Origin of the sequence: Nisaea sp. (genome assembly GCF_040217065.1) — a bacterium.
Taxonomy (GTDB): domain Bacteria; phylum Pseudomonadota; class Alphaproteobacteria; order Thalassobaculales; family Thalassobaculaceae; genus Nisaea.
In genome coordinates this window covers 405804-421875 of record NZ_JAVJNX010000005.1, presented here as the reverse complement: position 1 = coordinate 421875, position 16072 = coordinate 405804, and the positions used below count along the sequence as shown (strand labels likewise).

Annotated in this window: 16 protein-coding genes; 3 read left to right on the top strand and 13 right to left on the bottom strand. The window is 60.1% G+C overall.

Annotation, left to right across the window (positions count from 1 at the left end; genetic code table 11):
• Positions 1 to 124: 124 nt before the first annotated feature.
• The 10 genes from ppc to RH950_RS06575 all read right to left on the bottom strand — a co-directional run bounded on the left by ppc (position 125) and on the right by RH950_RS06575 (position 9911).
• Entirely contained in the window at positions 125 to 2929 is a 2805-nt protein-coding gene (gene ppc / locus RH950_RS06620) for a phosphoenolpyruvate carboxylase (RefSeq protein WP_350054931.1), read from the bottom strand.
• Between the two features lie 173 nt (positions 2930 to 3102).
• Entirely contained in the window at positions 3103 to 3468 is a 366-nt protein-coding gene (locus RH950_RS06615; protein ID WP_350054929.1) for a hypothetical protein, read from the bottom strand.
• Between the two features lie 2 nt (positions 3469 to 3470).
• Positions 3471 to 3722 (bottom strand): hypothetical protein, encoded by a 252-nt coding sequence (locus RH950_RS06610; RefSeq protein WP_350054927.1) that lies wholly within the window; start codon positions 3720 to 3722, stop codon positions 3471 to 3473.
• 13 nt (positions 3723 to 3735) lie between these two features.
• Complete coding sequence (locus tag RH950_RS06605) at positions 3736 to 4086, bottom strand: HesB/IscA family protein (RefSeq protein ID WP_350054925.1); 351 nt, start codon at positions 4084 to 4086, stop codon at positions 3736 to 3738.
• A gap of 58 nt (positions 4087 to 4144) precedes the next feature.
• Positions 4145 to 4546 carry an SUF system Fe-S cluster assembly protein gene (locus RH950_RS06600; protein WP_350055548.1) on the bottom strand — a complete coding sequence of 134 codons (402 nt, stop codon included), beginning with the start codon at positions 4544 to 4546 and terminating at the stop codon, positions 4145 to 4147.
• Complete coding sequence (locus tag RH950_RS06595) at positions 4546 to 5775, bottom strand: cysteine desulfurase (protein ID WP_350054923.1); 1230 nt, start codon at positions 5773 to 5775, stop codon at positions 4546 to 4548. The genes RH950_RS06600 and RH950_RS06595 overlap by 1 nt, the downstream gene beginning before the upstream one ends.
• Positions 5772 to 7103 carry a Fe-S cluster assembly protein SufD gene (gene sufD, locus RH950_RS06590; protein ID WP_350054921.1) on the bottom strand — a complete coding sequence of 444 codons (1332 nt, stop codon included), beginning with the start codon at positions 7101 to 7103 and terminating at the stop codon, positions 5772 to 5774. Before sufD ends, RH950_RS06595 begins: the two co-directional genes overlap by 4 nt.
• 20 nt (positions 7104 to 7123) lie before the next feature.
• Complete coding sequence (gene sufC / locus RH950_RS06585; RefSeq protein WP_350055546.1) at positions 7124 to 7879, bottom strand: Fe-S cluster assembly ATPase SufC; 756 nt, start codon at positions 7877 to 7879, stop codon at positions 7124 to 7126.
• A gap of 46 nt (positions 7880 to 7925) precedes the next feature.
• Positions 7926 to 9383: a Fe-S cluster assembly protein SufB gene (gene sufB, locus RH950_RS06580; RefSeq protein WP_350054919.1), complete on the bottom strand. Its 1458-nt coding sequence runs from the start codon at positions 9381 to 9383 to the stop codon at positions 7926 to 7928.
• Positions 9384 to 9443: 60 nt separating this feature from the next.
• The gene (locus RH950_RS06575) at positions 9444 to 9911 is read right to left on the bottom strand and encodes an SUF system Fe-S cluster assembly regulator (protein WP_350054917.1); all 468 of its coding nucleotides are present in this window, start codon (positions 9909 to 9911) and stop codon (positions 9444 to 9446) included.
• A 242-nt stretch (positions 9912 to 10153) separates the two neighbouring features.
• On the opposite strand from RH950_RS06575, the gene RH950_RS06570 reads away from it, so the two are divergent.
• Positions 10154 to 11041, top strand: coding sequence for a DMT family transporter (locus RH950_RS06570; protein ID WP_350054915.1), 888 nt, complete (start codon positions 10154 to 10156; stop codon positions 11039 to 11041).
• Between the two features lie 125 nt (positions 11042 to 11166).
• Entirely contained in the window at positions 11167 to 12897 is a 1731-nt protein-coding gene (locus RH950_RS06565) for a hypothetical protein (RefSeq protein ID WP_350054913.1), read from the top strand.
• Here the strand turns inward: RH950_RS06565 and RH950_RS06560 are convergent.
• Positions 12894 to 13748 (bottom strand): DUF1194 domain-containing protein, encoded by an 855-nt coding sequence (locus tag RH950_RS06560; protein WP_350054911.1) that lies wholly within the window; start codon positions 13746 to 13748, stop codon positions 12894 to 12896. The genes RH950_RS06565 and RH950_RS06560 overlap by 4 nt on opposite strands.
• A 52-nt stretch (positions 13749 to 13800) precedes the next feature.
• On the bottom strand, positions 13801 to 14607 hold the full coding sequence (locus RH950_RS06555; RefSeq protein WP_350054909.1) for an alpha/beta fold hydrolase: 807 nt from the start codon (positions 14605 to 14607) through the stop codon (positions 13801 to 13803).
• Between the two features lie 194 nt (positions 14608 to 14801).
• Here RH950_RS06555 and RH950_RS06550 point away from each other — a divergent pair, with 194 nt between their 5' ends.
• Complete coding sequence (locus tag RH950_RS06550) at positions 14802 to 15467, top strand: trimeric intracellular cation channel family protein (RefSeq protein WP_350054907.1); 666 nt, start codon at positions 14802 to 14804, stop codon at positions 15465 to 15467.
• Positions 15468 to 15483: 16 nt separating this feature from the next.
• Here RH950_RS06550 and RH950_RS06545 read toward each other — a convergent pair whose 3' ends face one another.
• Positions 15484 to 16068 (bottom strand): peroxidase-related enzyme, encoded by a 585-nt coding sequence (locus RH950_RS06545; protein ID WP_350054905.1) that lies wholly within the window; start codon positions 16066 to 16068, stop codon positions 15484 to 15486.
• Positions 16069 to 16072: the final 4 nt, after the last annotated feature.

Below are 16072 nucleotides of genomic sequence, written 5' to 3'. Positions count from 1 at the left end.
GCAGTGCCTGTGGCGCCTGTTCATACTGGCTGGAAGCTTCGCAGCTTTGGCTGACGAACGAGTATAGCCGGAACTGCCCACCGGAATGGAAGGCTGAAAAACTTCCCTATGGGCCTCTTGCCGCTCAGCCGCTGTTGCGGAGCCCTGCTGAGATCCCGTTGATCGTTAGCTGGATACCGCGCAGCACCTTCGGATCTTCCGCATCCCGGCGATAGTCGCGGAGCAGGTTGACCTGCAGGTGGTTCAGCGGATCGAGATAGGGGAACCGGTTCGAGATCGACCGTGACAACAAAGGGTTCCCATCCAGCAGTGTTTCATCCTGCATGATCTGGAGCAGAGCCTCGATGGAGGCGTCCCTTTCATCGCGAATCCGCTGGAAAATCGCATCCCGCAATGCCCCGTCTTCGACCAGATCGGCATAGCGAGATGCGATAGCGATATTGGTCTTGGACAGAACCATCGCCATGTTCGACAGCTGCGCCTTGAAGAACGGCCACTCCCGATACATCGCACGAAGACGGTCCAGTCCATCGTCCGGATGTGCCGCCAGCCAGTCCCGGAACGCACTGCCGAAGCCGTACCATCCGGGCAGCATCAGGCGGCATTGCGACCAGCTGAAGACCCATGGAATAGCGCGCAGATCCGCTATCTTGCCGAGTTTCTTCCGGGAAGCCGGGCGCGAGCCGATATTGAGGGTGGCGATCTCGTTGATGACCGTGGAGCCCCAGAAATACTCGTCAAAGCGCGGCGTTTCATAGACCAGCGCACGATAGGCCTTGAAAGCGCTGGCCGAGAGCTCTTCCATTGCCTCCAGAAATTCCGGCGCAACATCGTCCCGGTCCGGCCGCAACAGCGAGGCTTCAAGGCACGCCGCGGCAAGAATCTCCAGGTTTCGGCGACCAAGATCCGGGTTGGTGTACTTGCTGGAAATGATCTCGCCCTGCTCGGTCAGACGGATATGACCGTCCACCGCCCCCGCAGGCTGAGCCAGAATGGCTTCGAAACTCGGACCGCCGCCGCGTCCGACCGTCCCGCCACGGCCATGAAACAGGCGCAGCCGGACATTGTGCCGCCGGAACAGGTCGATCAACGCAATCTCGGCCTTGTAGAGCTCCCAGCCGGAGGTCAGATAGCCGCCGTCCTTGTTGCTGTCGGAATAGCCGAGCATGACTTCCTGGACACCGCCAAGATCGTCCACCAGCGCGCGATAGGCCGGTATCGACAGCAACCGTTCCATGATCCCGACGCAATTGCGCAAATCCTCGATGGTCTCGAACAGCGGGACGATATTGACGGCGCTCCGGCCTTCCGGCGTGACGAGGCCGACCTCCTTCAGAAGAATCGCCAGCTCAAGCAGGTCCGAGACGCTCTGGGTGTTGGAGATGATCGCGGTGGTGATCGCACGCGGTCCATAGCGCCTGTGTGCCGCCGAAGCGGCCCTGAAGATCGCCAGCTCCTTCTCGGTCTCTTCCGAATAACTCGCGAATGGACGCAGCAGCGGGCGGAGAGTCTCCAGCTCCGATGACAGCAGAGCGACCCGCTCGTCTTCACCCAGAGTAGCATAATCAGGCACCGCCCCGACCGTCTGCAGCAGATCGCCCACGGTGCGGGCATGCACCTCCGAGTTTTGCCGCATGTCCAGCGTTGCGAGATGGAAGCCGAAACAATCGACCGCACGGCGCAGGCGCCGCAGACGCCCTTCGGTCAGCTGGCGGGAGCCATGCGCGACCAGAGACTCATGGACGATGTCCAGATCCGCGCGCAGGGCGTCTGGGCTCTCATATTTGGCGAATGCAGAGTGCTCGCCGTTCTCCATCGGCGGTATTCCATGGGCAGGCAGCATATCGGCCGGCAACGGCTCCTTCACGGCTTCCAGCGTTGCCGCGACACGGCTGCCAATACCGGAGAGCGCACGGCGATAAGGCTCCAGCACGGTGTGCTGAGAGACGTCGTCCGCGCTGCCCGCGAGATCGGCCAGTTCCTCCGAAACCGATACGATACGCAGCGAGAGGGAGAGCTCGTCCTCCAGCTTCTCCAGCTCCGACAGATAGAAGCCGAGCACACGCTCGCTCTGCATCTGCAGGGTGCGCTCCACGACTGTGGCGGTCACGAATGGATTGCCATCCCGGTCGCCGCCAATCCAGCTGCCGATACGCAGGAAAGACGCCAGCTCGACGGGCTGTTCGCTCCCGTCCATGGTCGTATCCATCGCAGAGATACGATCCTCGAGACGGCAATAGAGGCGCGGCAGCTCGCGGAAGAAGGTGTAGTCGTAATAGGTCAGACCGTTCTCGACCTCATCGGCAACATCGAGCCGGCTCTGACGCAGCAGGTTGGTCTGCCAGAGCGTGAGAATCGCCCGGCCGAGCTTGGCGTCGATATCCTCCGCCTCTTCCGCCGTCCACGGCCCCCGCTCCAGTTTGGCAATGAGATCGGCGACAGCCATTTCACGGCGCATGGTGCTCTTGCGGCGCACTTCCGTCGGGTGCGCGGTCAGCACCGGGCTGACCAAGGCGTTGCGGAAGAAGGCCTCCAGGCCGCCGGCTGAAAATCCGGCTTCGGCAGCGCGGCCAAGCGCGGCTTCGATGGTGCCGCGCCGGGCGGCTGAACCGGCAATATCGTGGGCCCGGTTCCGGCGGGTGTGGTGCAAATCCTCGGCAATGTTCGCAAGATGCGAGAAATAACTGAACGCCCGGATCACCTGTACCGACTGGTCAGGGTTCAGTCGCTCAAGAATGCTCTCAAGTTCCTGTTTCGCCGTCAGTTCGTCATCGCGGTGAAAGCGGATAGAGGTCTGCCGGATGGTCTCGATGATATCGAAGACATCCTGGCCCTCCTGCTCCCTGACCGTATCGCCAAGCAGGCGTCCGAGGAGCCGGATATTCTCGCGCAGAGGCGCGTCCTTGCCGTCTTCAATTTCTGGGTTCAAGCGGGCCTCATCCGGCATGTCACTTCACACTCTTGAATGATGCGCGTCTCTTAGAGGTTGCGCCAGCCTGATTACGCAGGTGCAATATTTTCGATACAGAGAAGCCGCATAAGACAGCCCCAATCATTGAAAATTATTGCGAGAAACCGGGGCCGATAGAGAGGACGGGAAAATCAGGTATTGTTGGTTTTCGAGCGCTCGGAGCCGAAATAGAACCCGATGACCAAGGTGACAACCGGCAATACCGCGACGGAAATCACCTCAAGCATGAATTTTGCCAGCTCCAGCCAATGTCCAATTTTTGTCTGGCAATCAGTTCCGGCAGTGCATGTGAATTCCGGAAAGTTCAGCCATGTTGCGAACAAGACGATCAAGACAGCCGCCGCATACATTCCGACGACAATATACCCGATGTAAGACCGGTCTTTGGCAGCTTTCCGCGCAGCGAATTCGTCAGCTGTCTCGTCGTACGTGCTTTTGAAACCCGAAACCTTTTCCGATACTGAAGCGATTAAAGTATCGAGATCGGTCTCCGCCACGGTCAGACCGCCTTCTTGCCAAGCAGTTTCATGCCGATTCCACTTAACTTTTCAGCATGTTTGAGAAATGACCGCGCCTGTGATTCGAGACTGGATGCGAGCTTTTCGTCATTGTTCGCCTTCGCCTCTTTTACCTGAGCGGACAATTCACGTGCCTGATGGACCAGAGCATCAGCTTCATCCATGAGCTCTTTTGCGGAGTTCAGACTTTTCTGGTCTGTCGAAGTGCCGGTCTGAATGAAACTCGCAACCATCGCAATTCCTCAATTAGGCGACGTTGAAGCTCTCGCCGCAGCCGCAGCGGCTTTCTTCGTTCGGGTTGTTGAAGACGAACCCCGAGTAATACTTGTCCTCCTGGAAATCCATCTCGGAGCCGAGGATAAACATCACGGATGTCGGGTCGACAAAGATGGTGACACCTTTGTCCTCCACCATGTCCTCAAACTTCTTCCGCTCCTTGGCGTACTCAACGAAATAGCTGAGGCCGGAGCATCCCTTGGCCTTCACGCCAACGCGCAGACCGAGAACGCCGTCCTCGGGTTTCGCCGCCATCAGGGACTTGACCCTTTCCGCAGCGGCGTCCGTCAATGTGATCGGGGCTTTACCGGGCTGAAACATGGTGTCTCTTTCCTCTACGCGCCTGCCATCTCAATATAGGGATGAGCCGGAGCCTTTTCTAGAACATGTTGAGAGCGAGGCGCGCCTCGTCGCTCATCCGTTCCGGCGTCCAGGCCGGCTCCCAGGCCAGTTCGACCTGTACCCGCCCGACACCTTCGACGCTGGCCGCTTTCTCGCCGACATCGATCGGCAGCTGGCCCGCAACCGGGCAGGCCGGCGCGGTCAGCGTCATCAGGATCTTGACGTCGCCGTTATTGGCAATCGCGATCTCGTAGATCAGACCGAGCTCGTAGATATCGACCGGGATCTCGGGATCATAGACCTCTTTCAGCGCCAGGATGATGGCGTCTTCCTTGGCCACCGCCACCCCTTCGGCAAGCGGCTCGCCGACCTCGGCAACAATGCCTTCCTCCGGCGGCGGGATATCCAGAAAGTCATGCATTCCGGGGCCTGCGTGCATCACGAAAAGATCTCCCTCACCTTTTCCAGGCTGTCGACCAGTGCGTCGATATCCTGACGGGTGTTGTAAAGGCCGAGACTGGCCCGGGCCATGGCCGGCACATCGTACCGCTCCATCAACGGCTGTGCGCAATGGTGTCCGGCGCGCACCGCGACACCGGCCTGATCGATGATCGTCGAAATATCGTGCGGATGGGCGCACTCCATGACGAAGGACAGCACACTGGCCTTGCCCGGCGCCGTGCCGATCAGGCGCAGCCCCTCGACGGAGGCCAGGCGCTGGGTCGCATAAGTCAGCACATCGCCTTCATGCGCGCCGATCGCCGCCATGCCGATAGCGTTCACATAATCGACCGCCGCCCCGAGGCCGACGGCCTGCACGATCGGCGGCGTGCCCGCCTCGAACTTGTGCGGCAGGTCCGCCCAGGTCGATTTTTCGAGCGTGACCGTGTTGATCATGTCGCCGCCGCCCTGCACCGGCGGCATCTTCTCCAGCAATTCTTCCTTGCCGTAGAGAATGCCGATCCCGGTCGGGCCATAAAGCTTGTGGCCGGAGAAAGCGTAGAAATCGCAATCTAGGTCCTGCATGTCGACCGGCATGTGGGTAACACCCTGTGCCCCGTCCACGACCAGAACGGCACCGGCCTTGTGGGCAAGCGCGGCAATTTCCTTCACCGGCAGAACAGTGCCGAGCACGTTGGATACATGCGGTATTGCGATGATCTTCGTCCGGTCCGTGATCAGCGCCTCGAGCGAGGAGAGATGAAACACCCCCTCCTCGTCCACATCAGCGGCCTTGAGCACCAGCCCCTTCTCGTCCCGGATCATCTGCCACGGCACGATGTTGGAATGATGCTCCATCGTCGTGATGATGATCTCGTCGCCTTCCTCAAGGAAAGCCCGGGCATAGGATTGGGCCACCAGATTGAGCGCGTCCGTGGTGCCGCGGGTATAGATGATCTCGTGGCTGTGCCTGGCGTTGATGAAGGTCTGCACCTTCTCCCGCGCGCCTTCGTAGCGGGCCGTCGCCAGCTCGCTGAGATAGTGCAGACCGCGATGGACGTTGGCGTACTCCGCCTCGTACATCTTGGTCACGGCATCGATCACCTGCCGCGGCTTCTGGGCCGAGGCAGCCGAGTCGAGAAAGACCAGCGGCTTGCCGCGGACCAGCATCGACAATGCCGGGAAGTCCTGCCGGATGCGTTCGACGTCGTACCCCGCCTCGCTCATCGTGCCGCATCCTCTCTTTTCGCGCGCTCGGCCAGCCAGTCGGTGATTTTCACACCGAAGGCCTGAGCGACGGCATCGACCCGGATTTCTTCAAGCGCATCGCGGAGATAGGCCTCGATCAGCATGTTGCGGGCATCATGTTCGGTAATGCCGCGCGCCTTCAGATAGAACAGCTGATCGTCGTCCAGCTCGCCTACTGTGGCGCCATGGCTGCATTTGACGTCGTCGGCATAGATTTCCAGCTCGGGCTTGCTGTCGATCTCCGCCTTGCGGGAGAGCAGCAGGGCCCGGTTCATCTGGTAGCCGTCCGTCTTCTGCGCCGGACGCTGCACCAGGATCTTGCCCTGGAAGACGCCGCGGCCGTTCTCGTCCAGCACGCCCTTGTAGATCTCGCGCGACTGGCTGTTCGGCTTGGCATGCTCAATGAACGTGGTGTTGTCGAGATGCTGGTTTGCCGCCGCCATATAGACGCCGTTCACCGCATAGAGGATCTCGGAGCCGTCCAGCTTGCCGCGGATTTCGTTCCGGGCGAGCTTGCCGCCACAGGACAGGGCGAAATTGTCGTAGATCACGTTCTCGCCGCAGGTCACATGGGTCATGGCCACGTGATAGGCCGAGCGGGCCTCGTTCTGCAGCTTGTAATGATGGAAGACCGCCTCGTCCTCCACGGTGACATGGGTCACCGAATTGGAAAAATAGCTGCCCTCGCCAACACCGACATGGCTTTCCACCAGGGTCGCCTTGGCCCGGTTGCCAATCCAGACGACAGTGCGCGGCGCATAGGCCACAGGCTCGTCGCCGGCCGCCCCGATCGAAATGATGTGGATCGGCTTGGCGATATCCGCATCCTTGGCAACCTCAATCAGCACGCCGCCGGTGATCCCGGCCGTACTCAGCGCAGCCAGCGGCAGCCCGGCGGTAGCGCTCTCATCCTGCAGGGCGTGCTTGACGGCACCATTTCCGAATTCAACTGCCTCCGCCAGTGGCGTAATCGCCAGGCCGATTGGCAAGTTTTCCAGGGCGGAACGATCCATATCGAGCCGACCATTTACCAGGACGATCTCGATTCCCTTGATATCTGCCACGCTGTCGCGCGGTATCTCGACACGCGCGCCGTCGGCGGACGGTGCCGTGAAGGCAAGGCTGCTCAGGCCCCGGAGGCTGGTATATTTCCAGGCTTCCGTGCGGTTCGTCGGCAGCCCCAGTGTTTCGAAACGCGCCGCGCCTGCGGCGGTGACCGCGTCGAACCAGTCCGGCGCACCGGCGAGCGGGGTCGCCATGCTGAATGCCTTCAGCAGCGAATTGTCGTTAGCCATGTCATTGGGCATGTTTCGTTCTCCGAACCCGCTCAGGCGGCCTTGCCCGTAAAGTCGGCATAACCGTTTTTCTCGAGCTCAAGCGCGAGCTCCTTGCCACCGGACTGCTGGATCTTGCCGGCAGCCATGACATGCACGAAGTCCGGCTGGATATAGTCCAGCAGACGCTGATAGTGGGTGATCAGCAGCATGCCGCGATTTTCGCTGCGCAGCGCGTTCACGCCATCGGCAACAATCCGCAAGGCATCGATATCGAGGCCGGAATCGGTCTCGTCGAGGACGCACAGGGTCGGCTCGAGCACCGCCATCTGCAGGATTTCGTTCCGCTTCTTCTCGCCGCCGGAAAAACCGACATTCACAGCCCGCTTCAGCATGTCGTCGCCCATCTCCAGCGACTTTGCCTTCTCCCGCACGAGCTTCAGGAACTGCATGGCATCCAGCTCGTCCTGGCCGTTGTACTTGCGCTTGGAATTCAGCGCCTCGCGCAGGAAGGTCATGCCCGGAACACCCGGGATTTCGACCGGATACTGGAAGGCCAGAAAGACGCCTTCATTGGCCCGTTCATTCGCTTCCAGCTCGAGCAGGTCCTTGCCGTCGAAGGTGACTTCGCCTTCGGTCACCTCATAGCCGTCGCGGCCCGCCAGCACATAGCTGAGGGTGCTTTTGCCGGACCCGTTCGGCCCCATGATCGCGTGCACTTCGCCAGGCTGGATGACCAGGTCGATCCCCTTCAGGATTTCCTTGCCTTCCTCTTCCAGCGAGGCGTGCAGATTCTTGATTTCCAACAGAGCCATATCTCTCTCCGAACGTATTCTTATTTGGTGTTTTGGCGCGTCAGCCGACGCTGCCTTCAAGACTGATGCCGATGAGTTTCTGCGCCTCGACGGCGAATTCCATCGGCAGTTCCTTCATGACTTCCTTGCAGAAGCCATTGACGATGATCGAGACCGCGTCCTCTTCCGAAAGACCGCGCTGATAGCAGTAGAAGAGCTGGTCCTCGCTGATCTTCGAGGTCGTTGCCTCGTGTTCGATCCGGGCAGAGGGGTTGCGGGATTCGATGTAGGGCACCGTGTGGGCGCCGCACTGATCGCCGATCAGCAAGCTGTCGCACTGGGTGTAGTTGCGGGCGCCCTCGGCCCCCGGAAGCACTTTCACCAGGCCGCGATAGGTATTGTCGGCCTTGCCGGCGCTGATGCCCTTGGAGATGATCGTCGACTTCGTGTTCTTGCCGATATGAATCATCTTGGTGCCCGTATCGGCCTGCTGGGCGTTGTTGGTGATGGCGACCGAATAGAACTCGCCGACCGAATTGTCGCCTTGCAGGATGCAGCTCGGATATTTCCAGGTCACGGCGGAGCCGGTCTCGACCTGGGTCCAGGAGATCTTCGAGCTGTCGCCGCGGCAGGCGCCGCGTTTGGTCACGAAATTGTAGATCCCGCCGGCCCCGGTCTCGTCGCCCGGATACCAGTTCTGCACCGTCGAATACTTGATCTCCGCATCCTTCATCGCCACCAGTTCGACGACCGCGGCATGAAGCTGGTTGTCGTCCCGCTGCGGCGCCGTGCAGCCTTCCAGATAGGAGACGTAGGAGCCTTCCTCGGCGATGATCAGGGTGCGCTCGAACTGTCCAGTATTCTCCGCGTTGATGCGGAAATAGGTGGAAAGCTCCATCGGACAGCGCACGCCCTTTGGGATGTAGACGAAAGACCCGTCCGTGAAGACCGCGCAGTTCAGCGTGGCGAAATAATTGTCGGAATACGGGACGACCGATCCGAGATATTTCTTCACCAGATCCGGATGATCCTTGATCGCTTCGGAGATGGAACAGAAAATGATGCCGTATTCCGCCAGCTTCTTGCGATAGGTGGTGGCAACGGAGACGGAATCGAACACCGCATCGACCGCGACCACGCCGGCCAGGACTTCCTGCTCTTTCAGCGGAATGCCCAGCTTTGCATAGGTCTTGAGCAGCTCCGGATCAACTTCGTCCAGGCTGTTCGGGCGATCTTTGAGCTTCGGAGAGGCGTAGTAATAGATGTCGCTCAGATCGATCGGCGTATACGCGACCTTTGCCCAGTCCGGCTCTTCCATCGTCAGGAAATGCTTGTAGGCCTGCAGGCGCCACTCCAGCATCCATTCCGGCTCTTCCTTCTTCGCCGAAATGAACCGGATCACCTCTTCGCTGAGGCCCTTCGGGGACATATCGGACTCGATGTCTGTGACGAACCCGTACTTGTACTTTTCAGTACCAAGTTGTTCGACCTGCTCGATGGTCTCGACAGTTGCCGCCATGATTGTCTAATCCCGTTATTCAAAACATCAGTATCAATTGTTGGGCCCTAATCCGGCCCGTCAGCTCTCCGCCGCCACCACTTCGCGGACCCGCGAAGCGGCCGGTTGCAGCGGAAACATTTCCGTCGGGTCCAGCAGATCAGCCAGAGTGACGTCTTCCAGGGCCCGCCGGACCGCCTGGTTGACCCGGTCCCAGTTACCGCTGATCGGACAGGAGCCGCTGACCTCGCACTGGCCGTCGCTGACATCGACGCAGGCCGTCAGCGCAATCGGTCCGTCAATGGCCTGAACGATGTCCGCGACCGTCACCTGCTCCGCCGCCCGATCGACCGAATACCCGCCATTGGCTCCGCGGTGAGAGGTGACCAGACCGACACCGGCCAGGGTTTTCAGCAGCTTGGAAACGGTCGGCAACGGTATCGCCGTCGTTTCCGACAATGCCGCGGCAGTCCGGACGCGACCTGGGTCCCGAGCCATCTGGCCAAGCACCACGACCGCGTAATCCGTCATCTTGTTCAGTTTCAGCATCGCACCGTCCATAAAGCGGACTAATTTCGTACCAATTAATTAACCCCGCCGCCATGGAAATCAACTCGAAACTCCGGATCGGAGGCATTTTTTTTGAAAGGTTCTAATTCCGGACGGGCACCGGAGCGGGGGAATATTCGGCAAGACCCCGGCCGTGAAATATCGCAGGATGCGAGCCATCCGGCATGACGCATCTGCCAGCCGACCGTATTTCACGCCCCTGATAGCTGTGAACACCATTCATGTCCACGACGAACACACCATCGCAGCCACTGCTCGCCGTCCTCTGGATGATGGGCGCGCTCGCCTCTTTTACATCGATGGCCGTAGCCGCCCGTGAGCTGACCCAGGAAATCTCGGTTTTCCAGGTCACTTTCATGCGGACAGTGATCTGTGTCGCCCTGCTCAGCCCCTACGCCTGGAAGCTCGGTCGCGTCGGCCTGAAGACAACCCGACTCAAGGTGCATCTCGGCCGGAACATCATTCATTTCGGCGGTCAGCTCGGCTGGATCTTCGGTGTCAGTATACTGCCGCTCGCCGCCGTCTTCTCTCTCGAGTTCAGCGCGCCGATCTGGACCGCGATCCTGGCTGCTATCTTTCTGAAAGAGCGCCTGACGCGGATACGGATCATTTCCGTTCTCCTCGGATTTGCCGGCATCCTGGTGATATTGCGGCCAGGATCAGAGCTGTTGCAGCCCGCTTCCTTCGCAGTGATCGGCGCCGCCGTCTGTTTTGCCTTCACCTACGTGTTCACCCGCGGGCTCGCCTCGACGGAGGGAGCCTTCAAGATCATTTTCTACATGAATCTGATCCAGCTCCCCATGGGTCTGATCCCGTCGGTAATGCTCTGGGTCACACCATCCCAGGACCTTCTTCCCTTTGTGGCCATTCTCGGTATCGGCGGAATCACCTCGCACTATTGTATCGCCCGGGCCATGGCCCATGCGGACGCAACAATCGTCAGTCCACTCGACTTCCTGAGATTACCGCTGGTCGCGGTCCTTGGATTTTGGCTCTATCATGAGCCGTGGAATCCGTTTGTCTTGATCGGCGGCGCGATTACCTTTTCAGGCAACCTGCTGAATATTTGGAATGAACATAGAGAGAGTAAACCCAAGGCTGAAATTTGAGTGGTTGGCTGGCGGAGCATTCGTCAACATTGCTCGCTCCACTAACCCCATTTTTGAAAACGTCTTTATCCATCGGCATTTTGCCAATAAAATAGTTGGAAATTCGACGGGGATAGTCGAGCAGAATGCTTCGTAAGAAAACTCTGGAGATCCTCACACTCAGGGAGGGATCTTGGGCGATTGAAAGCGCCGCGGGTGACCTGGAAACCGCCGAAAAGACTGCCTTTCAGTTCCTCGGTCGGCCGGGTGTCATGGGCGTGCGCGTCCTCAAGGAAACCGCGAAAGACATCAGCAACCCGTCGCCCGGCGATATCCTGTTCGAAAAACTCCGTCCGACAGGCGCCGGTGACCGGATCACGGTCGGAGAGTTCAGCAGTCTGGCGCCGGTTTGCGAGACCATCGAAGACCTGTTCTCGGGTGGGGGCCGGAAATCCATTAATCGATTGTTCCGGAGCTACCTCGACAAGAACACCGTGACGGCGACGGAAATAATGCACAATGCCCGCGAAATGAAGCGGGTCATGGATTTCGAGAGCCTGTTGCCGTCTGCCATTTCGAAGGTCGCGCAGATGCAGGCCAGCAATGTCGAAGGCATGGAAACGGCTTCCCGGCGGGACACGCTTTTCGGATTTGTCGACCGGATGAACCAGCGCGCCAAGAATGCCGAGAGCGCTGATCTGCCCTCACTCGCCAGGACCGACATCAACGAGGCCATCAACCAGATCAACCTGAAGGCGAATGGTGAGTCGCCAGGGTATCTGTTCCGGGTTGCTGCCAGCCGCGAGCTGGTTAATGTCAGGAACTGGTGGGGAAAATTCGCCCTGTCCGTCGACTGGGCTGATGCATGCGAATCAGACCCAGCGCTCGTCAATCTCGATTGGTTCATCAGCGATGCGCTCAGCAACGCGTCCGTCCTGCAGGACCTTCTTGGCGATCAGAACACGCTCTCCGACGCTCTGATTACATTGATCGAAATCGCCGACGGCGTCCGGGAAATCGACCCGGAAAAAGCGGCCGACCCTGCCTCGACCGAAGCGACCGCGATCAAGATCAACTCTCTGTTCAAGGCCGAGAAGCTTCCGGAATCAAAATTGTCCGTCATGGACCGGGTATGCCGGCAATTGCAGAGCAACGGCTCTCTTTCAAAGGACGCCGCCGAGGAACCGAAAATCTTCCGCGAAATGCTGCAGCGGCTGATACCGGGTACCGAGTTGACCGGCGGGCCGGAGATGGCCGAAGCCATCACGCATCGTCAATCGCACATCATCAACAAGGGTGGTGAACGCGGCATGAAGGACGCCACCGCAAGCGTGCTGCCTGCACTGCGTGATCCGGGCCGTAAGGCAGGCTATCTGCTGTCCCTGATGGACAGCGACCTGGGCAAGGATTTGCTGAAGGACGATATCGAGCAGCATCTGAACGGTTTGTTCATGACCCCGGAATCCGTAAACCAGATCGTCCGGAGCAACGTGGCCCCGAACAAGAAGATGGAGAAGATCACGTCCATCTTCTACAGGATCCAGAAGTCAAACCTGCCGGATGCGCGCAAACAGCAACTGACGCAGCATCTGGACGAATTGCTGGCGTCCTATGTGGTCGACGGCAAGATCCTCGACCGGTTGGACGACCCGAATAAGCCGCTGCATATCCGCGCCTTCATGCTGGTCAGCATGTGCCAGCCGGAAATGCTCCCCGACGGCAAGGCCTCCAAGCTCGCCCGGGAAATCATCGTCAAGCATCTGCGCCGCCCGAACTTCGAAACCGAATTGGTGGCGCAGGTCCCGGACGAGGCCAAAAAAGAAAAGATACTGCGGGACTTCCACGTGCAACTGCACCGGAGCGGCTTCTTCAACTAGTCTTCGCCCCTATTGAGAAATTCGTGGAGCTGCTGCTCCCCGATATCGCACTGATAGGGCTTCGCTCCGCTTCCCATCTGCACCGGCACCACCCTGACGGGCCCTTCAGGTGTCAGACCGGCAACCTCGAGGATCATCTTGCGCCTGACGGCTGCGGCAAAAGACCGGATGCCCTTGGCGACAATGACAAAGGCGCCGCTGCCGCCGATCACGCATTCCTCATAATAGACATCGAGATCGACAAGTTTCGGGAATCCGTATGGCGATGGCCGTTCATTGAGAATTGGCAGGGCATTGATTGTAATGCCGTGGGCAATCGCCCGGTCGCGCGCCTCGTCGACCTTGGCGCCGGTATTGTTCGGTCCGTCTCCGGAAATGTCGATCACCTGGCGTTCCGCAAAGAACCGCGTGTCCTGGAGCCAGTTCGTCCCGTAGTTCAGCATATTGCCGATCGAGGTCCGCCGTCCCGCCATATGCGGTCGCTCGGCAAGACGGTTGGCGACGGCATGAGCGGCTTCACGGCTGTCGATCAGGCTCCAGTCAACGACGACGCGCTGGTGAGAGCCACCGGCCCATTCGACATAGCTGAGCGCGATCCTGCCGGTCTGGCCGGACAGGATCGTGTTGATGACGGTCTCGTCCTTCAGCGCTTGCACATATCCGTCGCGCTGAAGGTTGGCCTCCCAGAAATCGATCGAGCCGGAAACATCGACGGCAAGCAGAAGCTTCAGATCGACAAGCTGGGGTGGGATCTGGTTCTGGGCGAAGGATATTTCCGGATAAAGGAAGAGCGCGGCGAGCGCGCTGATCGCGGAATTACGCAAAACACCGATAGAACGCGCAAGCGGCATATCAGGTGACCTCCACCCGTATTAGCGCGCATTTTCGGGCGAGGTGGCAAGCCTATGTTGAGAGGCTTTCCCTCAACAGTGCGTTATAGGTCTCCGACGCCTCCATGTAGGGAGCGTGTCCGACCCCGTCGAACCGGACGTGTCGCCCGGCAGGATAGAGCGCGGCGAGCGCTTCCGACTGGCGCTGGGACACCACCTTGTCGCCCGCACCTGAGATCAGCAGGACCGGGCAGCGGATCGACGGCGCCACCGGACGGGTATCGGCATGGTGCAGCATGGTGGCGCAGGTCCTGAGCCCGGCGGCGGTCACCCCGCGGGCGATTTCCTCGACCGTCGCACGCACCGCCGCCGGCGCACCGTCCGCGACCATCATGCCCGAGCGCTGCGCCGCATAGGCCGCGCTCCCCTCTTTCTCCAGCGCCGCGATACGCGTCGCGTAGCTCCCGGAAAGCGGCTCGCTCGCCGGTTTAGCGCTGCCGGAATGGGTACAGGACAGAATCATGTGCTTGACCCGGTCGCCGGCCTCGCCCGCCACCGCCTGTGCAACGATGCCGCCCATGGAATGCCCGATCACCGAAAAACCGCCGACGCCGAGATGGTCCATAAGCGCAAGGGCGAGGGTCGCAAACGCCGTCTGGTCCGGACCGACCACCATGGTTTCGCCATACCCCGGGGCGTCCCAGCCGATGACATGCCATGCGTCGGAGAGCGCGGCATATTGCGCCCGCCAGGTCGCCGAATTGCCGCCGAGCCCGTGCAGCGCCAGAAGCACGGGCTTGCCCCTACCCGCACCGGCTTCCCGGAAGGAGACATGCCCGGCCGGGGTATCGGCCCGTTTCCGCTCAGGATCTATTGCCATGACATTCTCCCTCGGCACCGCCGGACTCTGAAAATCGCTCTGTCGCCCCGACAGTCCATCGAGGACGGCAGCAGTATCATTATGCCAGCATTCCGCACCGGATAAACGCACTGGCGGCCCCACCTGTCATTCCATATGAGAACAAGAGCGCGTTACCCACGATCCGTTGTAATATCGGCATCGGGGGAGAAACCATGCAGGACATCGTTGAACTTTCACGACTGACTTTCGTCATGGACATGCTGGCGGCTGTCGCCTTCGCGATCTCCGGGTCGCTCGTCGCCTCCCGCAAGGGGCTCGACATTCTCGGATTCATGTGGCTCGCGATCCTGACCGGCGTCGGCGGCGGCACGGTGCGCGATCTCGTTCTCGATGTCCCGGTATTCTGGGTTGCCGACCCGTCCCATGTGATCGCCTGCCTGCTCACCGCGACGGTCATGTTCTTCCTCGCGCCCAAGGTGGAATCGCGGATCCGGCTGGTACTCTGGTTCGATACGCTCGGGCTGGCCTTCGTCACCGTGGTCGGCACGTTCAAGGGGCTGGATCACGGCACCGGGCCGCTGATTGCCGTGGTCATGGGCGTGGTGACGGCATCGGTCGGCGGCATCGTGCGCGATGTCGTCGGCAATGAGGAATCCATCATCCTGCGCCGGGAGATCTACGTCACCGCGGCGGCCCTCGGCGCGATCACCTACGTTGCGCTGGCGGGGTTGGCGATCGGACGGCTGGAGGCGGCGGTAGCCGCTTTCGTCGTGACCTTCGCCGTCCGCGCCATGGCGATCATCTTCAACTGGTCGATGCCGAGCTACTACCGCAAGCCGAAAACAATCGACGAGTTCCGCCAGAGCCGCGAGCGCTGATGCGAGCCGCCCGGCGTCAGCCGCGCCCGGCCTTGTGATAGTCCGCGTTCGGCATCAGGTGCACGGCACTCGCAACCCGGTTCGACATGTTGAAGAATCCGGCGACATTGGCGATGTCCCAGATGTCCCGGTCCGAAAAGCCGGCATCTCGCAGGGACTGACGGTCCGCTTCCGCCATGTCGTAAGGCGCGCGCGTCAGCTTTTCGACAAAAGCGACCATCGCCTGCTCGCGCGCATCGAGATCGGCATAACGGTGATTGAAGGCCAGACCTTCACCCAGCTCCGGACGGCCGGACAATTCACGCACTGCCGCGCCATGGGCGACCAGACAGTAATAGCAATGGTTCACGGACGAGACGACGACGGCGATCATTTCCCGCTCCAGCTTGCTGAGGCCGGACGGGCCGAGCATCAGCGTGTTGTAGAGCGTGGTGAAGCCGCGCAGATGCGTGTCGTCGAAGCTGTAGGCCTTGATCACGTTCGGCACCATGCCGAGCTTTTCCAGGCAAAGTTCCCAATATTTCCGGGTTTCCTCTGACAGATCCTCGACATCCGGCACCGGCAGCCCGACTTCCAGGGCATGCACTTGATCTTTACCCACGTCT